Raw genomic sequence first — 20,179 nt, 5'->3', positions numbered from 1 at the left:
CATGAAAATCGGGCTGTATTTCGGGACATTCAACCCCTTGCACATAGGGCACCTCATCATTGCCAACCACATGGCCGAGAACAGCGGCCTTGATCAGGTATGGCTGGTGGTAACGCCGCATAACCCGCACAAGAAAAAAAGTACGCTGCTTGACGACCACCACCGCCTGCAGATGGTATTCCTCGCTACTGAAGATTACCCAAAACTAAAGCCCAGCGACATCGAGTTCAAGCTGCCCCAACCCAATTATACCGTGCATACGCTGGCGCACTTACAAGAGAAATTCCCCACGCATGAATTCTCCCTCCTGATGGGTGAGGACAACCTCAACTCCCTGCACAAATGGAAGAACTATGAGGTGATCCTGCAAAACCACGAGATCTACGTATATCCGCGTCTCAATACAGAGATCATTGACCCGGAGATTGCCATCTCAGCCCGCATTCATCGTGTTGATGCGCCTGTAATCGAGCTTTCCTCCACCTTTATCCGCGAAAGCATAAAGAACGGGAAAAATGTACAGCCCATGCTGCCGCATAAAGTATGGCAGTATGTGGAGCATAATCTATTCTACAAGAAATAATCAACGTTCTGATTAGTCAGAGCCATCATCGATACCGGTGCTGAAAACTGCGACTGACTGTCTGCTATTTCGTATCTTTGAGTATAAATCTTATCACTATGCTCAACTTCGAACTTTATAACCCTGTCAACCTCGTATTTGGCAAGGGTCAAATGGAAAAACTCTCCAAACTCATTCCGGCTAATGCCAAAATATTATTGGCTTATGGCGGCGGTAGTATTTTTACGAACGGTGTACACGCGCAGGTAATTGATGCACTGAAAGGCCATGACATTACCGAATTTGGCGGCATTGAGCCTAACCCACGCTACGAAACGCTTATAAAGGCTGTGGCTGTTATCAAAGAGAAAAAACTCGACTTTATCCTGGCCGTTGGTGGAGGTTCTGTTATTGATGGTGTGAAGTTTATCTCTGCAGCTGTGAATTTTGATGGCGACCCCATCGACATCTTACGCAAAAGGATACGCATAGAGAGTAATGCCATGCCGTTCGGGACCGTGCTTACACTTCCGGCAACGGGCAGCGAAATGAACTCGGGTGCTGTGATAAGTGTGGAGGCTACACAGGAAAAACTGACCTGTGGCGGCCCTGCCCTGTTCCCGAAATTCTCGATATGTGACCCAACCGTTGTAGCCTCGTTACCGAAAAGGCAGGTGCAGAACGGCGTCATCGATGCCTTTACCCACGTGATGGAGCAGTACCTTACCTACCCTCACGAAGCGCTGCTGCAGGACAGGATAGCAGAAAGCATTTTACAGACACTGGTAGAGATCGGTCCCGGCGTGGCGGAAGATCCTGCCGACTACAAGCTTGCCTCCAACTTTATGTGGTGCTGTACAATGGCGCTGAACGGGCTGATACAAAAAGGCGTACCTACCGACTGGGCTACCCACATGATAGGCCACGAGCTTACCGCGCTGTATGGCATAGACCACGCACGCACACTGGCCATCATCGCGCCGAACCTGTACAAAGTAATGTTCGAGACCAAAAAAGAAAAACTGGCACAATATGGCAGACGTGTTTGGAACATCTCTGAAACAAATATTGACAAAGCCGCAGAACTCGCCATTGAGAAAACAATGGAATTCTTCCAAACAATGGGCATGCCGGCAAGGATATCTGAATATACAGATGATCTTGAAAATACCGCTAACATCATTGTGAACCGTTTTGAAGAGCGCGGTTGGAGGGCGCTCGGCGAACGTGGCAACATCAGTCCGGATAAGGTGAGGGAAATAGTGGAGATGAGTTATTAAGGATGTTTTTTCCTGTCATTCTTAAACGCAGTTCGCGGAGTGAAGAATGGCTGTTTTGACATCCTTTCTTAGTCAGAAGGATAATGGATTAAAAATAAAAGGCATCCCTGTGGAATGAGGAATGCCTTTTAAAACACCAAAAACAAAAAATTTAACTAACCTTGTATATCCTAATCATAAACAAAATTATAGTTGGATAACGCAGGGCGCAGCTTGCTAATTGCATTGTGAATCATAATAAAATGTTAATATTTATTTACGGACCTATGATTGATCAAAACATTTAGCATGATGCTAACAGGCAGGTTATGTTAAAAATGAGTACTTTTGACGTTTCAATTCAATCGATGTAATAATGAGTGACACTCCAAAGTTCGCCGTTATAGGCGGCGGAAGCTGGGCCACGGCAATTGCCAAGATGCTTTGCGTGAACGTACCCGAAATAGCATGGTACATGCGCAACAACGACGCCATTGAGCACCTGAAACTGCAAAAACACAATCCCAACTACCTGAGCTCGGTAGAATTTGACCCTAAAAAACTCCGCCTAACCAGCGACATCAACGAGGCTGTTGCTTATGCTGATTATGTGATATTTGCCATACCATCGGCTTTCTTAAGCAAAGAACTGGAGAATATGACCGTGAGCCTTGAGGATAAAGTGATCTTTTCGGCTATAAAGGGCATCGTACCCGAGACCAGCCTTATCGTTGGGGAGCATTTCCATGAAAAATACGACATCCCATATGAAAATATCGGGGTAATTACCGGCCCATGCCACGCGGAGGAGGTAGCACTTGAGCGCCTTTCCTACTTGACTATTGCCTGCGGGAATGAAAAAAGTGCCAAGATAATGGGCAAGAACCTGAGCAGCCATTATATTAAAACTAAAACATCCGACGACATCGTAGGTACAGAATATGCCGCGATGCTTAAAAATATCTATGCTATCGCTGCCGGTATCGCCCACGGCCTTGGCTATGGCGATAACTTCCAGGCACTGCTGATGAGCAACGCGATACGCGAGATGAAAAAATTCATTCGCAAGGTGCATAAAATGAAGCGTAACATCAATAACTCGGCCTACCTGGGTGACTTATTAGTAACGGGCTACTCGGTATTCTCGCGCAACCGTATGTTCGGTAACATGATCGGCAAGGGTTACACGGTAAAATCGGCAATGATGGAAATGAGCATGGTCGCCGAAGGATATTATGCTACCAAGAGCGCTTATAAACTGAACGAGGATTATGGGGCAAAAACCCCGATCATTGATGCCGTGTATGCCATTTTATACGAAGGCAAGGAAGCACGCTCGACCTTTAAAAAGCTAACGGAAAAACTCGATTAAAGACTACACAGCGATGGACCACGACCACCTTATCGATCATCCCGGCGTATTGGCAGCCTTTTCGATAGTGGTCGTAGTGATGCTGTTATTGGACCTTGGCGTGTTCAATAAGCACAGCCATGTCGTTTCAAATAAAGAAGCGCTTACATGGTCCATCGTATGGATATCGCTGGCCATGGCGTTCAGCGGAGTGATCTGTTATTTTTTAGGATTCGAGCAGTTCACACAGTTCCAAAGCGCTTATTGGATAGAGAAGGCCTTATCTGTCGACAATCTTTTTGTTTTTATACTTGTCTTCGGGTTCTTTAATGTTCCTAAGCGACTGCACCATAAAGTATTATTTTGGGGCATCATCGGGGCTCTGGTGTTCCGGGCCCTATTCATTTTTACCGGTGTGGAGCTTATTAACCAAACCTACCTGCCGGAGATGTCCATATTTGGCGAAAAGGTTCGCATTAATGCCGTCCTTTCCCTCTTTGGGTTTTTCCTGGTGTATGCCGGGGTAAAATCATGGTTCGCCAAAGAAGATGACGATGAGGATAAAGACTTCTCTAAAAGTCCGGGTGCGCGGATTATCTACAAACTGTTTAAAGTAACTAAAAATTACGAGGGCAGCCGCTTCTTCGTAAAGACAAATGGCGAACGAATGGCTACACCATTACTGGTTGTCGTGGCTGTTATCGAATTTACCGACCTCATTTTTGCCGTCGATTCCATACCTGCCATATTTGCCATAGCGCCTGACGACCCTTTTATCCTTTACACTTCTAATATCTTTGCGATACTGGGATTACGGGCACTATACTTCCTACTGGCGAATTTCATGCACATGTTCAGCAAGCTGCATTACGGGCTGGCGCTCATACTCGCTTTCATTGGCGTGAAAATGCTTATTAATCCGTTCGTACATATCTCTTCTCCGGCATCTCTAATTGTAGTGGGCACAATACTTATAGGTGCTGTAGCAGTTTCGTTGTTGTTTCCTCAGCCCCCTAAAGCCTCCTAGCCACCCAAGAGGGGACTCTACTCTTTACACAACCACGATGTCGCAATAGTGGGATTCCCCTTTTGGGGATTAGGGGGCTTGGTTTACGGTTATCTCATCCACAAAAATAAATGCCTCTCCCCCTGCGCCCTGGTGCCATTCGGGCAGTGTGCCAAAGTTGTAAGCTTTTATTTTCACATATCTTCCCGAAGTGTTACGCAGGCCAACCACAATGCTGGATGCCCTCACCGTATAGTCCTTTGCATCGATCACATTAACAGCGCTTTCGGCCAATGTAAAATTCACATTGTCGTCTGACACATAATATTCCACTTTGGTCGGGAATATGATCCATGCCCGTGTATCCTGCAGGAAGCGGGTTGAAATGCTTTTTACAGGCATTTTCTTTTGCAAGTCGATCACGGCTTCAAAGTCCTGCCCCTGATAGCCCTGCCAGTCGCCCTTGCGCCAGTTTTCGGTGCCTAATATGCCATCCAGCAATCCGTCAGGACCGCCGGCATGATATTGCGGGTTATATCTGGATTTGATGCTGATGGTGTAGTTGTTGGGTTTTTTAAAAAAATACGCGCTCACCGTATCGCTTTTAACACCATTGCCATCATCTTTAAAAGCTTCGACCAATGATGAAGCAGTGAGCACCACAGGTTCCTTGTATTCTCTAAAGGCGCCTTTTTCCTTTGTCGTAATTGCCGATAACCTGTATTTGATCCCGAAGGGCTTATTTTCCGTATTTATAATCTTCAGGTTCATCGTACCTTTAAACGATTTGCCTTCGGCTTCGATGACAGGAACAGGAATAATTTCTTCATAGGCAGGAATTTCACTAACCGTCATTACGCCCCTATCGGCATATTGCTCCTCTTCAGTGTCGAGAGCTGCTAATTTCTGGTATGAAGTGGTAGGTCGAATAACCCTTTCGGTCCCGTCTTCAAGGTGAAGTTTCACAGCATTAAAGTAGGGGGTAACAGCGGACCATCCTGTCGCTCCGGGTGAGTCGGCATAAATACCCATACTGCTCAGTATATACCATGCGCTCATCTGCCCGCAGTCTTCATTTCCTATAAGCCCGTCTGGTGTATTTTTGTAAAAATTATTCAGGATGTAATGGACTTTCTCTTTGGTTTTCTCCCTATTCCCGACATAATTATATAGGTAAGCCATGTGGTGGCTGGGCTCGTTACCGTGCGCATATTGCCCAATAAGCCCTGTAATATCCACCTGCTCCCTGCCGGTGGTAGCCGATGGCGCCGAGAACATCTCGTCGAGTTTTGCTTCAAATTTTTCCTCACCTCCATAGGCTTTTATCAATCCCCGAATATCCTGCGGGACAAAGAAGGTATATTGCCAGCTGTTGCCCTCGGTAAAATTATTGTTCACTTCACGGGGATCGAAAGGCTTGTCCCAGCCACCGTTGCGTTTCGGCCTCATGTGCCCTGTTGAAGGGTCGAAGAGGTTTTTCCAGTTTTGGGAGCGCATCATGAAATAATTATAATCTTCCATCCGGCCAAGCATTGACGCCATTTGCGCAATGCACCAGTCGTCATAAGCATATTCCAAAGTTTTAGAAACGCTTTCGTGCTCATCATCAATGCTGATGAAACCATTCTTTTTATAAGCATCCAGCCCCAGATGGTCGAGCATGGCACTGTGTTTCGCAGCCTCAAAAGCTTTTTCGTAGTCAAATCCCTTTATGCCTTTTGCCATTGCATCGGCCATTACCGATACCGAATGATAGCCTATCATACAGTCGGTCTCGTTGCTGGCCAGTTCCCATACCGGCAGCCTGCCGCCCTGCTCGTACTGCTTTAGGAACGTATTGATGAAATCGGCCGTACGCTTTTTATCAATGAGCGTATACAGCGGGTGCGCCGCCCTGAAAGTATCCCACAGCGAGAACACCGAATAGTAATCGAACCCTTCCGCCTTATGGACTTCATTATCACGGCCACGGTACATACCGTCCACATCCATGGCAATGTTGGGCTGCATCATTGTGTGGTATAGCGCGGTGTAGAATATCGCCAGCTTGTCCTTGTTTTTTTCTTGTATCTCTATCTTCGAAAGTTCCTTGTCCCAAAGCTTTGCGGCAGCGGCTTTTGCCTTTTCAAGATCCCAATCGGGCATCTCGGCCTTCATGTTCTTTGCGGCGCCTTCATAGCTTGTAGGCGAAAGCGCAACCTTAACCAACAGCTTCTCTCCCGCCTTTACACCTTTGCTAAAGCTTATTGCCAACAGCGAACCCGCGAATTGTTTATCGGTCACTTTTGCCGGTGCAAAGGCATTGTTATTTATCGCCGTTATGTTCATCGGCTGGCTAAACTCAATGCGGGCGTATACATACTGGTCGCGTGCCCAGGCTTCACTACGGCGCAGCACTTCGATGGTTTTGCTGTCGATTATCCGTACATCACCCATCAGGAGCTTATCTCTATGGTTCAGGTCAAGGATGATGTTGGCCTGACCTTCTTTGGTAAATGTATATTGGTGCAGCCCTACGCGTGCCGAAGCCGTTAGTTCAACATTTATAGCATCATCGTCAAGCTTTACGGAATAATAGCCTGCCGTAGCCTTTTCATTGGCATGCGAAAAGGATGAAGAATAATTTTTAGTATCCAGCTTCGGTTCGCCCATAGTGGGCATCAGCATGATGTCTCCATAGTCAGAAACCCCTGTGCCATTAAGGTGCGTATGCGAAAACCCGTAAATGACATTATCCGAATAATGGTAGCCACTGCACCCGTCCCAGCTGCCGTCGATGCGGGTATCGGGGCTGAGCTGCACCATCCCGAAAGGCACGGTCGCCCCGGGAAAGGTATGCCCGTGCCCGCCTGTCCCAATGAAGGGATTGACGTGTTTTGAATAAGCCGTATTCTGCGAATATGCAATTACTGAAACGAACAATGAGAGTAGTAGTGCTGTTTTTTTCATTTGTGGATGGAAAAATTTCGATAAAGATAGAAAAGATAATGGAACACGGAAGATGCGGATCGGGCGGATCAGCGCAGATCTTTTATAAACTATACTATTTACACTTTTGAATACGTCCCATTACCACAATTTCTCCGGGTCTTTATAGAATGTTCACAAAGTGGGATCAATCCGTGGAGATCAGCCCGATCCGCGTCATCCGCGTTCCAGTGCTACCGTATCAGGTACTCCAAAAAGGCCTCTACCGTTTCATAGTTTTCTGATGGCAGCTTCTTCTTAAGGCGCATCTTACATACCCGCACACTTTGGGGCGATATGCCAAGGATGTCCGCCATGTCAGGCCCGTTGAGCTCCAGTCGCATGAGCACCAGTATGCGGGTCTCGGCTTCGGTCAGGGCTACCCCGCTTTCTTTTATCCGCGAAAAGAAGCCCGGGTATATCGCCCTGAAGCGCGACTGGAACTGCGCCCAATCATCGTCGGTAAGGATCTTTTGTTCCAGCAGTGCCGCGATCTCCTCTTCGGTAGGTTCGGCAGTTTCCTGTTTGGGGGCTGCTCCTTCCTGCAGGCTGCTGATGATGGCGTTCTTCCGGGAAAGATCGATGATATAGGTCTTAAGCTCCTGCTCCTTTACATCGATGATCTTTTGGGTGTTGTGCAGTTCCATTTCCAATTGGCGTTCCTTGAATCGCATCCGCGAAAAATAGCGGTATATGAAGAGTGCGACCACCATCAGTACCGCAAGTACCCCAAAAGCTATCGTCAACAGCCGGTTGTTGGCAATGTCCTTTTCATTTTGCAGGTTTTGTATGCGCAGGTTTTTTACCTCCAGTCCCAGCTCTGCCTGGTTTTGCGACAGGCGCTCGCTTTGGTTGGCTTCCATCAGCTCGCGCTCCACCTCAAAATATTTTTTGTAGTAATACAGTGCCGAATCTGCCGTGCCGAACCGCTCATGGCTCTTGGACAGTTCTTCACACGCTTCACGAATGCGTACCTTGCTGTCCAGCTGGCGCGCTATGGCAAGGCACCTGCGTGCGGCATTAAAGGCTTTTTTAGCATCGCCTTTCTGCGTGTAAACGGTTCCGAGGTTCTGCCAGGCGGTGGCTATGCCTTCTTTATAATCTATCTTACGGCATTCCTCCAGCGAGAGCAGGTAATAATTCAGCGCGGCATCGAGGTTCTCTCCATAGCGGTATATCTGCCCCTGGTTATTATAAGCAATGGCAAGGTCGCGTGGTTCGTTCAGTTCTTTAAAGATGGCGATGGCTGCCTCATTGCTTGCGAACGCCTTTTCAAAATCGCGCTGTTCTTTGAGGATAAGGGCACGGTTGGTATAGGTAAGCCCGAGCAGTCTCTTCATGTCGAGCCGGGTTGCCAGCGCGGCTGCTTCGTCATAGCACTCCATAGCTGCATCATTGTTCTCAAGCCGCCAGTGCACAAGGCCAAGATTATTGAGCAGCGTTGCCATTTGCTCCTTATTCCCTTCCTCCTTTACTTTTTTATAGGCCTGTGTAAAATAGTCCAGCGCTTTTTGATAGTTGCCCATACGCCATTCCTCATTGCCCAGATCGGTCAGGCTGACGGAAGCAGGGACCTGTTTGCCCACAACTTTTTGCTCTTCCACTTCTTTTTGGCATGCGCCGAAAAGCAGCAGGACGAGTAAGGTATAGAAAAAAAACAGTGCAGGCATTTTTTTCATATCGGGACAAAGCGATGTTTTCGCTTACCGCAATATAGAAAAAATTGGGTTAGTTTAATCCTTAATTGTAGACCTCACCCCCAACCCTCTCCAAAGGAGAGGGGAAGAAAGGACTTTAAAGTACTTAGTTTGACGGTGTAATTTAAGAATGGTCAGCTTACATGCGAGTGAAGCTCCTCCCTCTCCTTTGGAGAGGAGGGGGTGAGGTTACCCGGAAAATGTTCGGTATAGGTATTACGTCTTCCCCTCAGAAAGATGCTCCAGCATATCAGCCGTCATGGCATCCAGGCCGAAATCATGCTTCCAGCCCCAGTCCTGCCTTGCGCTACTGTCATCAATGCTTTGCGGCCAGCTATCGGCTATCTTCTGGCGAAAGTCGGGCGCATAATCAATGGTAAAACCAGGAATGTGCTTTTTGATCGCTTCGGTTATTTCCTCAGGTGTAAAATCCATTGCCGAAAGGTTGTAGGCAGAGCGTATCTTTATATTTTCGGCAGGTGCCTGCATGATCTCGACGGTGGCACGTATGGCATCGTCCATATACATCATCGGCAGTCGGGTTTCGGCATTAAGGAAGCAGGTATATTTACCATCGGCCAAAGCTTTATGGTAAATGTCAACGGCATAATCGGTAGTGCCTCCACCAGGAGGGGTTGACCAGCTGATGAGGCCCGGATAACGGATGCTGCGTATGTCGACACCGTAAATATTGTGGTAATATTCGCCCCAGCGCTCGCCTGATTGCTTGGAGATGCCGTATACGGTAGATGGCTCCATAACGGTATATTGCGGCGTGTTTAATTTAGGTGTTGTAGGCCCGAACACAGCAATGCTCGACGGCCAGAATATTTTTTTGATCTTTCCGGCCTTGGCAATGTTCAGCACGTGGAATAGTGAGTTCATATTGAGGTCCCAGGCAAAGGCAGGGTTCTTTTCGGCAGTCGCCGAAAGCAGCGCGGCCATAAGGTAAACATCCTCTACATGGTATTGCTCTATCACGGCCTGCACCTGGTTAAAATCAAGCGCATTTACCACCTCAAACGGACCTGAAGCTACAAATCCGGGATCGCCCTTGCGTACATCCGAAGCTACAACTTCGTCTTTACCGTAAATACTACGCAGTTTTTTTGTCAGTTCGGTACCAATTTGCCCGCAGGCGCCTATAATGAGTATTTTTGCCATGAGTTGTGTTCGTTTGCAATGCAAATATAACGGTTTCGAATTATGATATTCATTCTTTTAGAATGCTGTTCTAACAATTTTTTAAAAGATCGTGATTTTAAACACAGGTAAACCGCATTATCTTTAAAATAATTATTCTTCAGGCAACAAACATCACCCAACACCTGTTGCGTAAAGAAAATCAAAACATAGCGGTCACTTTGGCCCAACATTTGTAAATTTGCTGTCAATCACAAGAAAATGAAATACCTGAAGATAATAGCCATACTTACGTTCTCCGTACTCCTCTATTCCTGCGAGGACGACAAGGAGCAACGTGTAGCCCAGGCCAAAAGGATAGAGAGGCAAAACGACTCCATCGTAAAGGCGCTTGCCAAAAACTGGAAATTCAACGTCCCTTCGCCCACTGCCAAAGTGCAGCAGCAAATAGACAATTGGGGAGAATGGGAGCAGCTGAAAAGTGAATTGCTCCAAAGACCTGCCGGCGACCTGGCTACCTACCGCCAAAAGACCAAAGACCTGGTGCGTAAGGCGGAACTGGCACGCAACACTATTCCGGCCGCCTTCAGGAAGCCGCAGGTGAGCAGCCGTTTTGATGTACTGGTCACCAAAATAAAATCGCTGCACACTTTTGTAAGCGTGGATCCGGTATCGCCCAAAAAAGTTTTCGAGATCATGGGAAGCGTCAATTATGAAGCAGCGTCCATCTTTAACCAGTTCGACGAAATGATCCGAATCAAGGAGATCCCTAAAGAGATCGGTGAAGCGGAAATGCTGCGCGCGCTCGATACCGTGCGCCATGCTAACCCCGATGCACAGCCGCAGCCACCAACAACCACAACACCGCAAAGGCCGCAACGTTCACTTTCTCCCGGCCACGGCGGATTTATAAAAAAGCAAAATTGAGACCTGAATTTTTAGATAAATACGGGCAGTCGCCCAAAGTAAAGCAGATCGCCGAAGCCATTGCGAAGCCGGAGAATAAGCTGCAGGTAAAGGGCCTTTTGGGCTCTTCGCTGTCTTTTGTCATCGACCAGCTATTCCGCCAGAGTGAATTGCCATTCCTCCTTATCCTTAAAGACAAGGAAGAGGCCGCCTATTACCTGAACGACCTGGAGCAGCTTATCGGCGACCAGGACGTACTGTTCTATCCCGGCTCTTATCGTCGCCCCTACCAGATAGAGGAGACCGACAACGCCAACATACTGTTGCGTGCCGAGGTTCTAAACCGCATCAACTCGCGTAAAAAACCGGCCATCATCGTATCTTATGCCGAAGCACTGTTTGAAAAAGTAGTAACCCGCAAGGACCTTGAAAAGAATACGCTGAAAATAGCGACGGGAGATCTGGTATCCATCGACTTCATCAATGAGGTATTGTTCGAATACGAGTTCCGCCGCGTAGATTTCGTTTCTGAACCGGGGGAATTCTCCGTACGCGGGGGCATTGTGGACGTATTCTCCTTTTCGAATGATAATCCTTACCGCATCGAGTTTTTTGGCAATGAGGTAGACAGCATCCGTACCTTTGATGTTGCTTCGCAGCTATCGGTAGAAAAGAAAAAGAAAATTACCGTTATCCCGAATGTCGAGAACAAATTCATGCAGGAGAAGCGGGAAAGCTTTTTAGAATATATCAGCGAAAAGACAGTGCTGTTCATAAAAGATGCCGAAGCATCGCTGGCACAGCTGGACGCTCTTTTCGCCAAAGCTACTGAGGCTTTCGCCAAATTGTCAACAGACGTGAAGCGCGCCTCGCCCGAAGAGCTTTTTATTAACCAGCAGTCGTTCGTGAAAAAGGCACTTGACTTTGCGGTCGTGGAACTTTCCAATCGTGCCACGTTCAGGACACAGGCAACCTTTGAATTCCACATACAGCCGCAGCCATCGTTCAACAAGCAGTTCGACCTGCTGCTGAACAACCTTCAGGAAAATCACCACAACGGGTTTAAAAATTACCTTTTCTGCTCGAACGAGGCGCAGGCAAAACGTTTCGACGACATCTTCGAAACGCTTGACGAGGCCAGCCATGACGATACCCGCAAGCAATATAAAACGATAGTTTTCCCGATCTACGAAGGTTTTGTAGATGAGGAAAACCAGATCGCGTGCTATACCGACCACCAGATTTTTGAGCGTTACCATAAGTTCAGCATTAAGAACGGCTATTCGAAAAAGCAGACGATCACACTAAAGGAACTCAATTCCTTATCCGTTGGCGATTACGTAACGCATATCGACCACGGCATCGGGAAATTCGGCGGGCTGCAAAAGATACAGGTAGAAGGCAGGACACAGGAAGCCATTAAACTTGTCTACGCCGATAACGACATTGTGTATGTGAGCATCCACTCGCTCCATAAAATATCCAAATACAATGGCAAAGACGGTGCACCGCCAAAAATATACAAGCTTGGCTCCGGTGCCTGGAAAGCCCTCAAACAAAAAACCAAGGCACGCGTTAAGCACATCGCCTTTAACCTCATACAGCTGTATGCCAAGCGCAGGCTGGAGAAAGGTTTCCAGTATTCACCTGACAGCTACCTGCAGGCAGAGCTGGAGTCGTCGTTCATTTACGAAGATACGCCCGACCAGATCACTGCTACCCGCGACGTAAAGGCCGATATGGAAAGCGAACGTCCCATGGACCGCCTGGTGTGCGGCGACGTGGGATTTGGTAAAACGGAAGTTGCCATACGCGCTGCATTTAAAGCAGTGGACAATGGTAAGCAGGTCGCCATACTGGTGCCTACCACGATACTCGCCTACCAGCACTATCGTACGTTTAGTGAACGATTGAAAGATATGCCGGTGAGTATCGGCTACCTGAACCGTTTCCGTACCGCGAAGCAAAAAGCCGATACCCTGAAGCAACTTGAAGATGGTAAACTGGACATTCTGATCGGAACGCACCAGCTTGTGAGCAAGAATGTCAACTTTAAAGATCTTGGGCTTCTTATCGTTGACGAAGAGCAGAAATTTGGCGTGAATGTAAAAGACAAACTTAAGACCATAGCCGCTAATGTGGATACACTGACACTGACGGCCACCCCAATACCAAGGACGCTGCAATTTTCGCTTATGGCGGCACGCGACCTTTCGGTAATTACCACGCCACCGCCGAACCGCTACCCCATCGAGAGCCAGGTTGTGGGCTTTAATGAAGAGGTGATACGCGATGCCATTTCGTATGAGATACAGCGCGGTGGGCAGGTGTTCTTTATCCACAACCGTATCGAGAACATCAAGGAAGTCGCGGGCATGATACAGCGATTGGTACCTGGTGCAAAAGTAGGTGTGGGCCACGGCCAGATGGACGGTAAAAAACTGGAAGAACTGATGCTGGCGTTCATGGAGGGCGACTTCGATGTGCTTGTTGCCACCACTATCATCGAGAGCGGGCTGGACGTACCGAATGCCAATACGATATTCATCAACAATGCCAACAACTTCGGGCTATCCGACCTGCACCAGATGCGCGGGCGAGTGGGCCGGAGTAATAAAAAGGCATTCTGCTACTTCATCGCGCCACCGTATAGCGCCATGACCGAGGATGCCCGCAAGCGCATACAGGCATTGGAGCAGTTCAGCGAATTGGGCAGCGGATTCAACATTGCCATGAAGGACCTGGAGATACGCGGCGCTGGAGATCTGTTAGGAGGCGAACAAAGCGGCTTCATCAACGAGATCGGCTTTGAGACCTACCAGAAGATCATGAACGAGGCCATTGAGGAACTGAAGGAAAATGAGTTCAAAGACCTGTATGATGATGGCGACGATACTACAGAAAAAGAATATGTAAAGGACCTGCAGATCGATACCGACTTCGAGCTGTTGTTCCCTGATGAATATATCAATAACATCACCGAAAGGCTCAACCTGTATAACGACCTTGGTGCCATTAAGGACGAAGCCGGACTCATCGCTTTCGAGCAGAAGCTCATCGACCGCTTCGGGCCGCTGCCGAAACAGGCACAGGCACTGCTTACCAGCATGCGCATAAAGTGGGTTGCTACTAAGATGGGACTCGAAAAACTGGTGCTCAAGCAAGGCAAAATGGTAGGCTATTTTGTAGGCGACCAGCAAAGCGATTACTACCAAAGCAGTACTTTCCGCACCGTGCTAAAGTTCGTACAGCAGTTCCCGACATTATCTAAAATGAAGGAGAAGCAGACGAAAAACGGTTTGAGATTGCTATTAACCTTCGAGAATGTGAAATCGCTGAAAAAGGCGCTGGAAATGTTGGAGATGGTGTTTGGGGAATAAATTTATCTATCGCCCCTCCGGAGCTTTAGGTGGTCGCGGGTAAATTTTTGCTCTAAATAGGCCGCTCCTCCGGAGCTGGTTGAACGGACAATAGTTCCTTGCCGATGAAGCAAACTGAAAGTTCAAATAATAAATGTTTCACTACTCAGTAGCGTTGGTTGATGATGCAATACAGTTTTCGAAAGTAATACGGAATTCGCTTTGCAGCCACGGCGGGGCAATATATTATAGCAATTAAGGGGGAGCAATTCAAAACTCCTGAGGAGCGAAATGTTACACATCGTCAAAAATCTACTCCAACCCCTCCCACCATTTTCTAAACACCTGTGGTTTATCCAGACTTACCTTCTCACCTATCATTGGTGTCAAAATCGGCATGCCCTGCTTTTCGGCTTCGGTGGTAACGCGTATTATGGGCTCGTCCCAGTCGTGAAGGGCGAGGGAGAACTTGGCCCAGTGCACCGGCAGCAATTTTTTGGTTTTGAGGTCGTGTGCGGCGGCTACTACCTGTTCGGGAAGCATGTGTATGTACTCCCAGTTGGCATTGTACTGCCCGCATTCCAGTATCGCCAGGTCGAAGGGGCCGAACCTTTCACCGATCTCCTTAAAGAAATAGTCATAGCCTGAATCACCCCCGAGGAATATCCTGAATGATGGCGATTGCAGTACGAACGACATCCACATTGCTTTATTGCGGGTAAAGGTCCGCCCGGCGAAATGGCGCGCCGGGGTGGTATATATGGTAAAGCCACTGCCAAGGGTAATGCTCTCGTTCCAATCCCTTTCTTCAACACGAGCCATATCGTAGCCCCAGGTTTGAAGGTGCTCGGCAGTGCCGAGGCCGGTAACGACTTTCTTTACCTTTGGCTTCAGTTTCAGTATGGTTTCGTAATCAAGATGGTCCCAGTGATCGTGGGTGATGATGAGGATATCGATCTCGGGCATGTCCTGCACACCATACACATCGGCTCCGGCAAAAGCTTTGGTAGTGAATTTTACCGGCGAAGCATTACCACTGAAAACCGGGTCGGCCAATATCTTTTTCCCGTCAACCTGCATGAAGTAGGATGAATGCCCGAACCACACCAACACATTTTCATTTGGGTCAAGGTCGTACAGGTTTATTTTTTGAGATGGCAGAGTTTCTCTTGGCTTACTCCTTTTGCTTTTGTTGAAGAAGAACTCATACAACACCCGCAGCATGCTCACGCCTTCCTTTAAGGCGGGTGTGTGGCTCAGGTTTTGGAACTGGCCTTCTTTATAATTTGGGGATAGCTCAATGCGTGCTTGCCTTTCGCCGGAGGGTAGCCTGCCAAACTGTGGCTGTTTCATGAATACCGCTATGCCCGCAATGAGGAGGATAACGATTATAAGGATCGTGGTCATTTATGTGGAGTTGATATCCAAAGGTAGCTAAAAACAAAATGCAGCGGTGATCACCGCTGCATTTCATATATTTTCAATATTTAATTTAGGCTTTTCAGGTCTTTTATCACTTTAAAGGCCATATCAACCTCATCTTCGCTGACCAGGATGGTAAATTCGTACGATGTTGAGATCACCTCATTGATGATGATGCCTTCCCACGCCAGCCTTTGGAAGATATAGTAATATACGCCCGGTGTCGAGATATTATCCTTTGGTAATTTCACGGTGATCGAGGCAAGGTTATCGGTACGCTCAATTTGCTTTTCATCGGCAAAAAGCCCGTCCACCACATGGCTCATAGAAGAACTTACCACAACATTGGTTTCGTTCACGCCCCTTGAGGAAGTGTAGAAAACATCCGGGTTGGCATTGATCTTGGCAATAAGCTCGGCCTGCTTGTTCAGGATGGTATCGCTTACGGCAAAAGTATAGTCGGTAAGTGAAGAACGCACGGTGATCTCGCCGATCGCCTTCAGCACTTTTACGATCTTGTGGTTAACGCGGAAATCCAGGTCTTCCGACAGCCTTTTCAGCGACATTACCACAGCACCCTGCTTCACGTCCTTGCCCAATTCCTGCTCAAGTTCGGGCATCATGTTCCTGGCCAGGGATGTGAGGTTGATAATGCCTTGGGAAAGCGCACTAAGTAAAAAGGGCTTGGTCTTAATGTAGTGTTCTACTACAGAAGAAATGGTTTTCATAATCAGCGTGTTGTGTTTGTGTTGTTAGGCACAAATATACGAACTTTAATTTTTTGTTAAAAATTTAGGTGTTAAAAATAATAGAATGCATCCGTCAAATGTTCAATTTCAAACATATTGTTATTTTTATGTATAGAAATAATATCGAACCGTACTTCACCCTCAATATCATTTTGTTCCACATACGCATCTACTGCACGCACCAGCAGTTTTATCTTAGCGGGTTTCACTGCTTCTTGCGGCAGGCCGAACTCGAGGGTAGAGCGTGTTTTTACCTCTACGATAGCCAGCACACCGTCCATTCTTGCAATAATGTCGATCTCGGCCTTCAGGTATACCCAGTTGGTCGCCAAGATCTCATAGCCTGCCTTTTTCAGGAAGTCGGCTGCCAGTTCCTCGCCTAGTTTGCCAAGGTCGTTGTGCCCGGCCATTATTCAAATATTATTATAGTGCCCGTTGCCGAAACATCGAGCGTTACCTGCTTGCCGAACACCAGTGCACGGTTGTCCTGTATATGCCCCGCAGGGAAATTGAAGCAGATGGGAATGTTATATTCTTTCGTTATGTCCTGTATGATCTCTAGCGCGTCATGCCCCCACGGGATGTCGTTGTCACGCATCTTGGTCATGCCCCCTATGATGATGCCTTTTACATTTTTAAAGTAATCGTTGCGCTTCAGGTTCATCATCATGCGGTCGATATGATACAGGTACTCATCAAGGTCCTCAATAAAAATGATCTTACCCTTTGGATCGGCTTCCGATGGCGACCCGATAATGCTGTACAGCACCGAAAGGTTGCCTCCTACCAGCTCGCCGGTAACCTTGCCGGGTTTGTTGAACTTATGCGCAGGAAGTGTGTACGATAGCTTTTCGCCGAATAATGCTTTACGGAAACTCTCGATGGCCTCGGGTGTGGCGCGGCCTACGCTAATGGCTACCATGCCGTGCAGTGTAGCAATGTCAAAATTGTTTATGTGGCTGTGCAGCACGGTCGCATCGCTAAAGCCGATGAACCATTTAGGCTTCTTTTTGAAGTTCGTGAAGTCCAGGCGTTCTATCAGGCGCACGGTACCATAACCGCCCTTGGCACACCAGATGGCTTTTATGGCAGGGTTATCCATCATCTGTTGGAGGTCGGTGGCGCGCTGCCAGTCGGCTCCGGCGAGCTGATCGTTGTCCAGCCCTATGGTCTTGCCGATGACCACATGGAGCCCCCACTTCTCCATGAGCTTTATCCCGGCATCCAGCGGCGCCATGTCTACTTTACGGGCCGTAGCCAGTATGCCTATCGTGTCGCCTTTTTTGAGGTAGGGCGGGATCTTTACCGATTGGGCGAATATTGGAAAAGTGACAAAAGCTAGGAGCAGAAAGAGCGCGTTTTTATGCATGGTGAAGGCTTATACAAACAAAGATAAGAAAAGATGCCCTCTCCCCCAACCCACTTCCGGGGAGAGGGTTGGGGAGAGGCTAATTATTTCGTACTTTTGCCTCTTTAAAATCCGAAAACAAAATGTTACACGACCCGAAACGATATACTGTTACCGCAGCCCTGCCATATACCAACGGCCCCATACACATAGGCCACCTGGCAGGCGTATATGTCCCTTCTGATATTTATTCGCGTTTCCTCAGGCTGCAGGGCAAAGATGTTGCCTTCATCTGCGGAAGCGATGAGCACGGTGTGGCCATCTCCATGAAGGCTAAGAAGGAAGGCATTACCCCGCAGGAGGTTATCGACAAATACCACGCGATCATCAAGCAGAGTTTTGCGGATTTCGGCATTTCATTCGATAATTATTCACGGACTTCGGCGAAGATCCATCATGATACGGCTTCGGAATTTTTCAAAAAGTTGTATGATAAAGGCGATTTCATAGAAGAAGTTACCGAGCAGCTGTATGATGCCGAGGCAGGGCAGTTCCTGGCCGACCGTTTCGTTATCGGTACCTGCCCTAAGTGCGGCAATGATGAGGCATATGGCGACCAGTGCGAACGCTGTGGGTCTACGCTTAACGCGACCGACCTCATCAACCCGAGATCGGCCATTTCCGGCAGCAAACCCGTTATAAAGGAAACTAAACACTGGTTCCTTCCGCTTGACCGCTATGATGCTTTCCTGCGCGAATGGATATTGGAAGGACATAAGAACGACTGGAAGCCCAACGTATACGGGCAGGTAAGATCATGGCTTGACGACGGCCTGAAGCCCCGCGCCGTAACCCGCGACCTCGACTGGGGCATACCCGTTCCGGTGGCAGGTGCCGAAGGAAAAGTGCTTTATGTATGGTTCGACGCACCTATCGGGTATATCTCGTCAACTAAAGAATGGGCGCAGCGCGAAGGCAAGGACTGGGAGCCGTACTGGAAAAGCGACGATACCAAGCTGGTACATTTTATCGGAAAGGACAATATCGTTTTCCATTGTGTGATATTCCCCGCAATGCTGAAAGCGGAAGGCTCGTACATACTCCCGGACAACGTTCCTGCCAACGAGTTCCTGAACCTTGAAGGCAACAAGCTTTCTACCTCCAAAAACTGGGCAGTGTGGCTGCACGAGTATCTTCAGGATTTCCCTGGACAGCAGGATGTGCTCCGTTATGCATTAACATCAAACGCTCCCGAAACAAAAGACAATGACTTTACCTGGAAGGATTTTCAGGCCCGAAATAACAACGAGCTGGTGGCCATATTCGGCAATTTCATCAACCGTGTGGTGGTGCTGACCAATAAATATTATGAAGGTGTAGTGCCACAGCCGAATGACTTCAGCGATGTGGATGAAGCCACACTGACCGAAATGCGCGCCTACCCTGCCGTGATAGCAAGTTCTGTAGAGCGTTACCGTTTTCGTGAAGCACTGGGCGAATTGATGAACCTCGCGCGCCTTGGCAACAAATACCTTGCTGATGAAGAGCCGTGGAAAGTGATAAAGGATAATCCGGCGCGTGTACAGACGCAGATGTATGTGGCGCTGCAGATCGCTACGGCGCTATCGGTACTAAGTGAGCCGTTCCTGCCATTTACCGCAGCGAAACTTAGAGGTATGCTGGGTATCACTTCGGGCGCGGTCGGGAAGCTTTCATGGAACGACATTTCCCTAAAAACCGACTTACTCCCTGCCGGAGGCCAGATAGGCCAGGCCGAATTGCTTTTTGCCAAAATAGAAGACGAAGAAATACAAAAACAAGTGGACAAACTGGAAGCTACAAAAACCGCTAACGCTGCTGAGAACAAAGTAGCCGAGCCGCAAAAGGACCTGATACAATATGATGATTTTGCCAAGATGGACATCCGTACAGGAACCATCCTTGAGGCAGAAAAAATGCCGAAAGCCAATAAGCTGCTGGTACTAAAAGTTGACACCGGCATTGACGTGCGTACTATTGTTTCGGGCATTGCGGAAAGCTTCACCCCCGAGGAAGTGGTAGGCAAACGCGTCACTGTACTGGTAAACCTCGCCCCGCGTGCGCTTCGCGGTGTGGAAAGCCAGGGCATGATATTAATGACCCAGAACAGCGAAGGCAAGCTTGTTTTCTTGAACCCTGATACCGATGGCGTTGGAAATGGGGAGGTGATCAGCTAGAGTATTTGAAGATCGAAAGTCGAAAGACGAAAGTCAAATGTCGAAAGCGCGAAGATTTCTGTCATTCTGAACGTAGCTTGCGAAGTGAAGAATCTCTTTTCTATATTTGAGATCCTTACTTCGTCAGAATGACAAAACCGAAACGAATTATATATATAAGCCGCACCTCACCGTGTGGCTTTTCATTATCATAA

At 48.0% G+C, this 20,179-nt stretch carries 14 protein-coding genes; 7 read left to right on the top strand and 7 right to left on the bottom strand.

Features of this window, described 5'->3' with window-relative positions:
• Position 1: 1 nt before the first annotated feature.
• The 4 genes from nadD (at position 2) to ACT6R0_RS11350 (ending at position 4,199) form a co-directional block, all read left to right on the top strand.
• Entirely contained in the window at positions 2 to 583 is a 582-nt protein-coding gene (gene nadD, locus ACT6R0_RS11365) for a nicotinate (nicotinamide) nucleotide adenylyltransferase (protein WP_444653289.1), read from the top strand.
• Positions 584 to 681: 98 nt separating this feature from the next.
• Positions 682 to 1,842: an iron-containing alcohol dehydrogenase gene (locus ACT6R0_RS11360; protein ID WP_444653290.1), complete on the top strand. Its 1,161-nt coding sequence runs from the start codon at positions 682 to 684 to the stop codon at positions 1,840 to 1,842.
• Positions 1,843 to 2,197: 355 nt separating this feature from the next.
• Complete coding sequence (locus tag ACT6R0_RS11355; RefSeq protein WP_444653292.1) at positions 2,198 to 3,193, top strand: NAD(P)H-dependent glycerol-3-phosphate dehydrogenase; 996 nt, start codon at positions 2,198 to 2,200, stop codon at positions 3,191 to 3,193.
• Positions 3,194 to 3,206: 13 nt separating this feature from the next.
• Positions 3,207 to 4,199 carry a TerC/Alx family metal homeostasis membrane protein gene (locus ACT6R0_RS11350; RefSeq protein WP_444653294.1) on the top strand — a complete coding sequence of 331 codons (993 nt, stop codon included), beginning with the start codon at positions 3,207 to 3,209 and terminating at the stop codon, positions 4,197 to 4,199.
• Positions 4,200 to 4,268: 69 nt separating this feature from the next.
• Here ACT6R0_RS11350 and ACT6R0_RS11345 read toward each other — a convergent pair whose 3' ends face one another.
• The 3 genes from ACT6R0_RS11345 to ACT6R0_RS11335 form a co-directional block, all read right to left on the bottom strand.
• Positions 4,269 to 7,127 carry a GH92 family glycosyl hydrolase gene (locus ACT6R0_RS11345; RefSeq protein ID WP_444653296.1) on the bottom strand — a complete coding sequence of 953 codons (2,859 nt, stop codon included), beginning with the start codon at positions 7,125 to 7,127 and terminating at the stop codon, positions 4,269 to 4,271.
• 212 nt (positions 7,128 to 7,339) lie between these two features.
• Complete coding sequence (locus tag ACT6R0_RS11340; protein WP_444653298.1) at positions 7,340 to 8,815, bottom strand: tetratricopeptide repeat protein; 1,476 nt, start codon at positions 8,813 to 8,815, stop codon at positions 7,340 to 7,342.
• 243 nt (positions 8,816 to 9,058) lie between these two features.
• Positions 9,059 to 10,006, bottom strand: coding sequence for an L-threonine 3-dehydrogenase (locus ACT6R0_RS11335; RefSeq protein ID WP_444653300.1), 948 nt, complete (start codon positions 10,004 to 10,006; stop codon positions 9,059 to 9,061).
• 240 nt (positions 10,007 to 10,246) lie between these two features.
• On the opposite strand from ACT6R0_RS11335, the gene ACT6R0_RS11330 reads away from it, so the two are divergent.
• Both ACT6R0_RS11330 and mfd read left to right on the top strand, forming a co-directional pair.
• Complete coding sequence (locus tag ACT6R0_RS11330) at positions 10,247 to 10,912, top strand: hypothetical protein (protein ID WP_444653301.1); 666 nt, start codon at positions 10,247 to 10,249, stop codon at positions 10,910 to 10,912.
• Between the two features lie 47 nt (positions 10,913 to 10,959).
• Positions 10,960 to 14,271, top strand: coding sequence for a transcription-repair coupling factor (mfd, locus tag ACT6R0_RS11325; RefSeq protein WP_444653834.1), 3,312 nt, complete (start codon positions 10,960 to 10,962; stop codon positions 14,269 to 14,271).
• 291 nt (positions 14,272 to 14,562) lie between these two features.
• Here the strand turns inward: mfd and ACT6R0_RS11320 are convergent, their stop codons facing one another.
• From ACT6R0_RS11320 to ACT6R0_RS11305, 4 genes are all read right to left on the bottom strand, one after another.
• Positions 14,563 to 15,657, bottom strand: coding sequence for an MBL fold metallo-hydrolase (locus ACT6R0_RS11320; protein ID WP_444653302.1), 1,095 nt, complete (start codon positions 15,655 to 15,657; stop codon positions 14,563 to 14,565).
• Positions 15,658 to 15,737: 80 nt separating this feature from the next.
• Complete coding sequence (locus ACT6R0_RS11315) at positions 15,738 to 16,400, bottom strand: aspartate kinase (protein WP_444653303.1); 663 nt, start codon at positions 16,398 to 16,400, stop codon at positions 15,738 to 15,740.
• A 71-nt stretch (positions 16,401 to 16,471) separates the two neighbouring features.
• Positions 16,472 to 16,831, bottom strand: coding sequence for a YraN family protein (locus ACT6R0_RS11310; protein ID WP_444653305.1), 360 nt, complete (start codon positions 16,829 to 16,831; stop codon positions 16,472 to 16,474).
• The gene (locus ACT6R0_RS11305) at positions 16,831 to 17,790 is read right to left on the bottom strand and encodes a S66 peptidase family protein (protein ID WP_444653307.1); all 960 of its coding nucleotides are present in this window, start codon (positions 17,788 to 17,790) and stop codon (positions 16,831 to 16,833) included. The genes ACT6R0_RS11310 and ACT6R0_RS11305 overlap by 1 nt, the downstream gene beginning before the upstream one ends.
• A gap of 122 nt (positions 17,791 to 17,912) precedes the next feature.
• Here ACT6R0_RS11305 and metG point away from each other — a divergent pair, with 122 nt between their 5' ends.
• Positions 17,913 to 19,985 (top strand): methionine--tRNA ligase, encoded by a 2,073-nt coding sequence (gene metG / locus ACT6R0_RS11300; protein WP_444653309.1) that lies wholly within the window; start codon positions 17,913 to 17,915, stop codon positions 19,983 to 19,985.
• Positions 19,986 to 20,179 lie beyond the last annotated feature (194 nt).

Source organism: Flavobacterium sp., assembly GCF_052437795.1.
Classification (GTDB): Bacteria; Bacteroidota; Bacteroidia; order Flavobacteriales; family Flavobacteriaceae; genus Flavobacterium.
The sequence above is the reverse complement of the archived record's forward strand: the minus strand, read 5'-3'. Positions and strand labels throughout refer to the sequence as shown.

Excerpts from the sequence above, each read along its gene's own strand:
- nadD (WP_444653289.1), top strand. The coding sequence starts at position 2 with ATGAAAATCGGGCTGTATTTCGGGACATTCAACCCCTTGCACATAGGG.
- ACT6R0_RS11360 (WP_444653290.1), top strand. The coding sequence starts at position 682 with ATGCTCAACTTCGAACTTTATAACCCTGTCAACCTCGTATTTGGCAAG.
- ACT6R0_RS11355 (WP_444653292.1), top strand. The coding sequence starts at position 2,198 with ATGAGTGACACTCCAAAGTTCGCCGTTATAGGCGGCGGAAGCTGGGCC.
- ACT6R0_RS11350 (WP_444653294.1), top strand. The coding sequence starts at position 3,207 with ATGGACCACGACCACCTTATCGATCATCCCGGCGTATTGGCAGCCTTT.
- ACT6R0_RS11345 (WP_444653296.1), bottom strand. The coding sequence starts at position 7,127 with ATGAAAAAAACAGCACTACTACTCTCATTGTTCGTTTCAGTAATTGCA.
- ACT6R0_RS11340 (WP_444653298.1), bottom strand. The coding sequence starts at position 8,815 with ATGCCTGCACTGTTTTTTTTCTATACCTTACTCGTCCTGCTGCTTTTC.
- ACT6R0_RS11335 (WP_444653300.1), bottom strand. The coding sequence starts at position 10,006 with ATGGCAAAAATACTCATTATAGGCGCCTGCGGGCAAATTGGTACCGAA.
- ACT6R0_RS11330 (WP_444653301.1), top strand. The coding sequence starts at position 10,247 with ATGAAATACCTGAAGATAATAGCCATACTTACGTTCTCCGTACTCCTC.
- ACT6R0_RS11320 (WP_444653302.1), bottom strand. The coding sequence starts at position 15,657 with ATGACCACGATCCTTATAATCGTTATCCTCCTCATTGCGGGCATAGCG.
- ACT6R0_RS11315 (WP_444653303.1), bottom strand. The coding sequence starts at position 16,400 with ATGAAAACCATTTCTTCTGTAGTAGAACACTACATTAAGACCAAGCCC.
- ACT6R0_RS11310 (WP_444653305.1), bottom strand. The coding sequence starts at position 16,831 with ATGGCCGGGCACAACGACCTTGGCAAACTAGGCGAGGAACTGGCAGCC.
- ACT6R0_RS11305 (WP_444653307.1), bottom strand. The coding sequence starts at position 17,790 with ATGCATAAAAACGCGCTCTTTCTGCTCCTAGCTTTTGTCACTTTTCCA.
- metG (WP_444653309.1), top strand. The coding sequence starts at position 17,913 with ATGTTACACGACCCGAAACGATATACTGTTACCGCAGCCCTGCCATAT.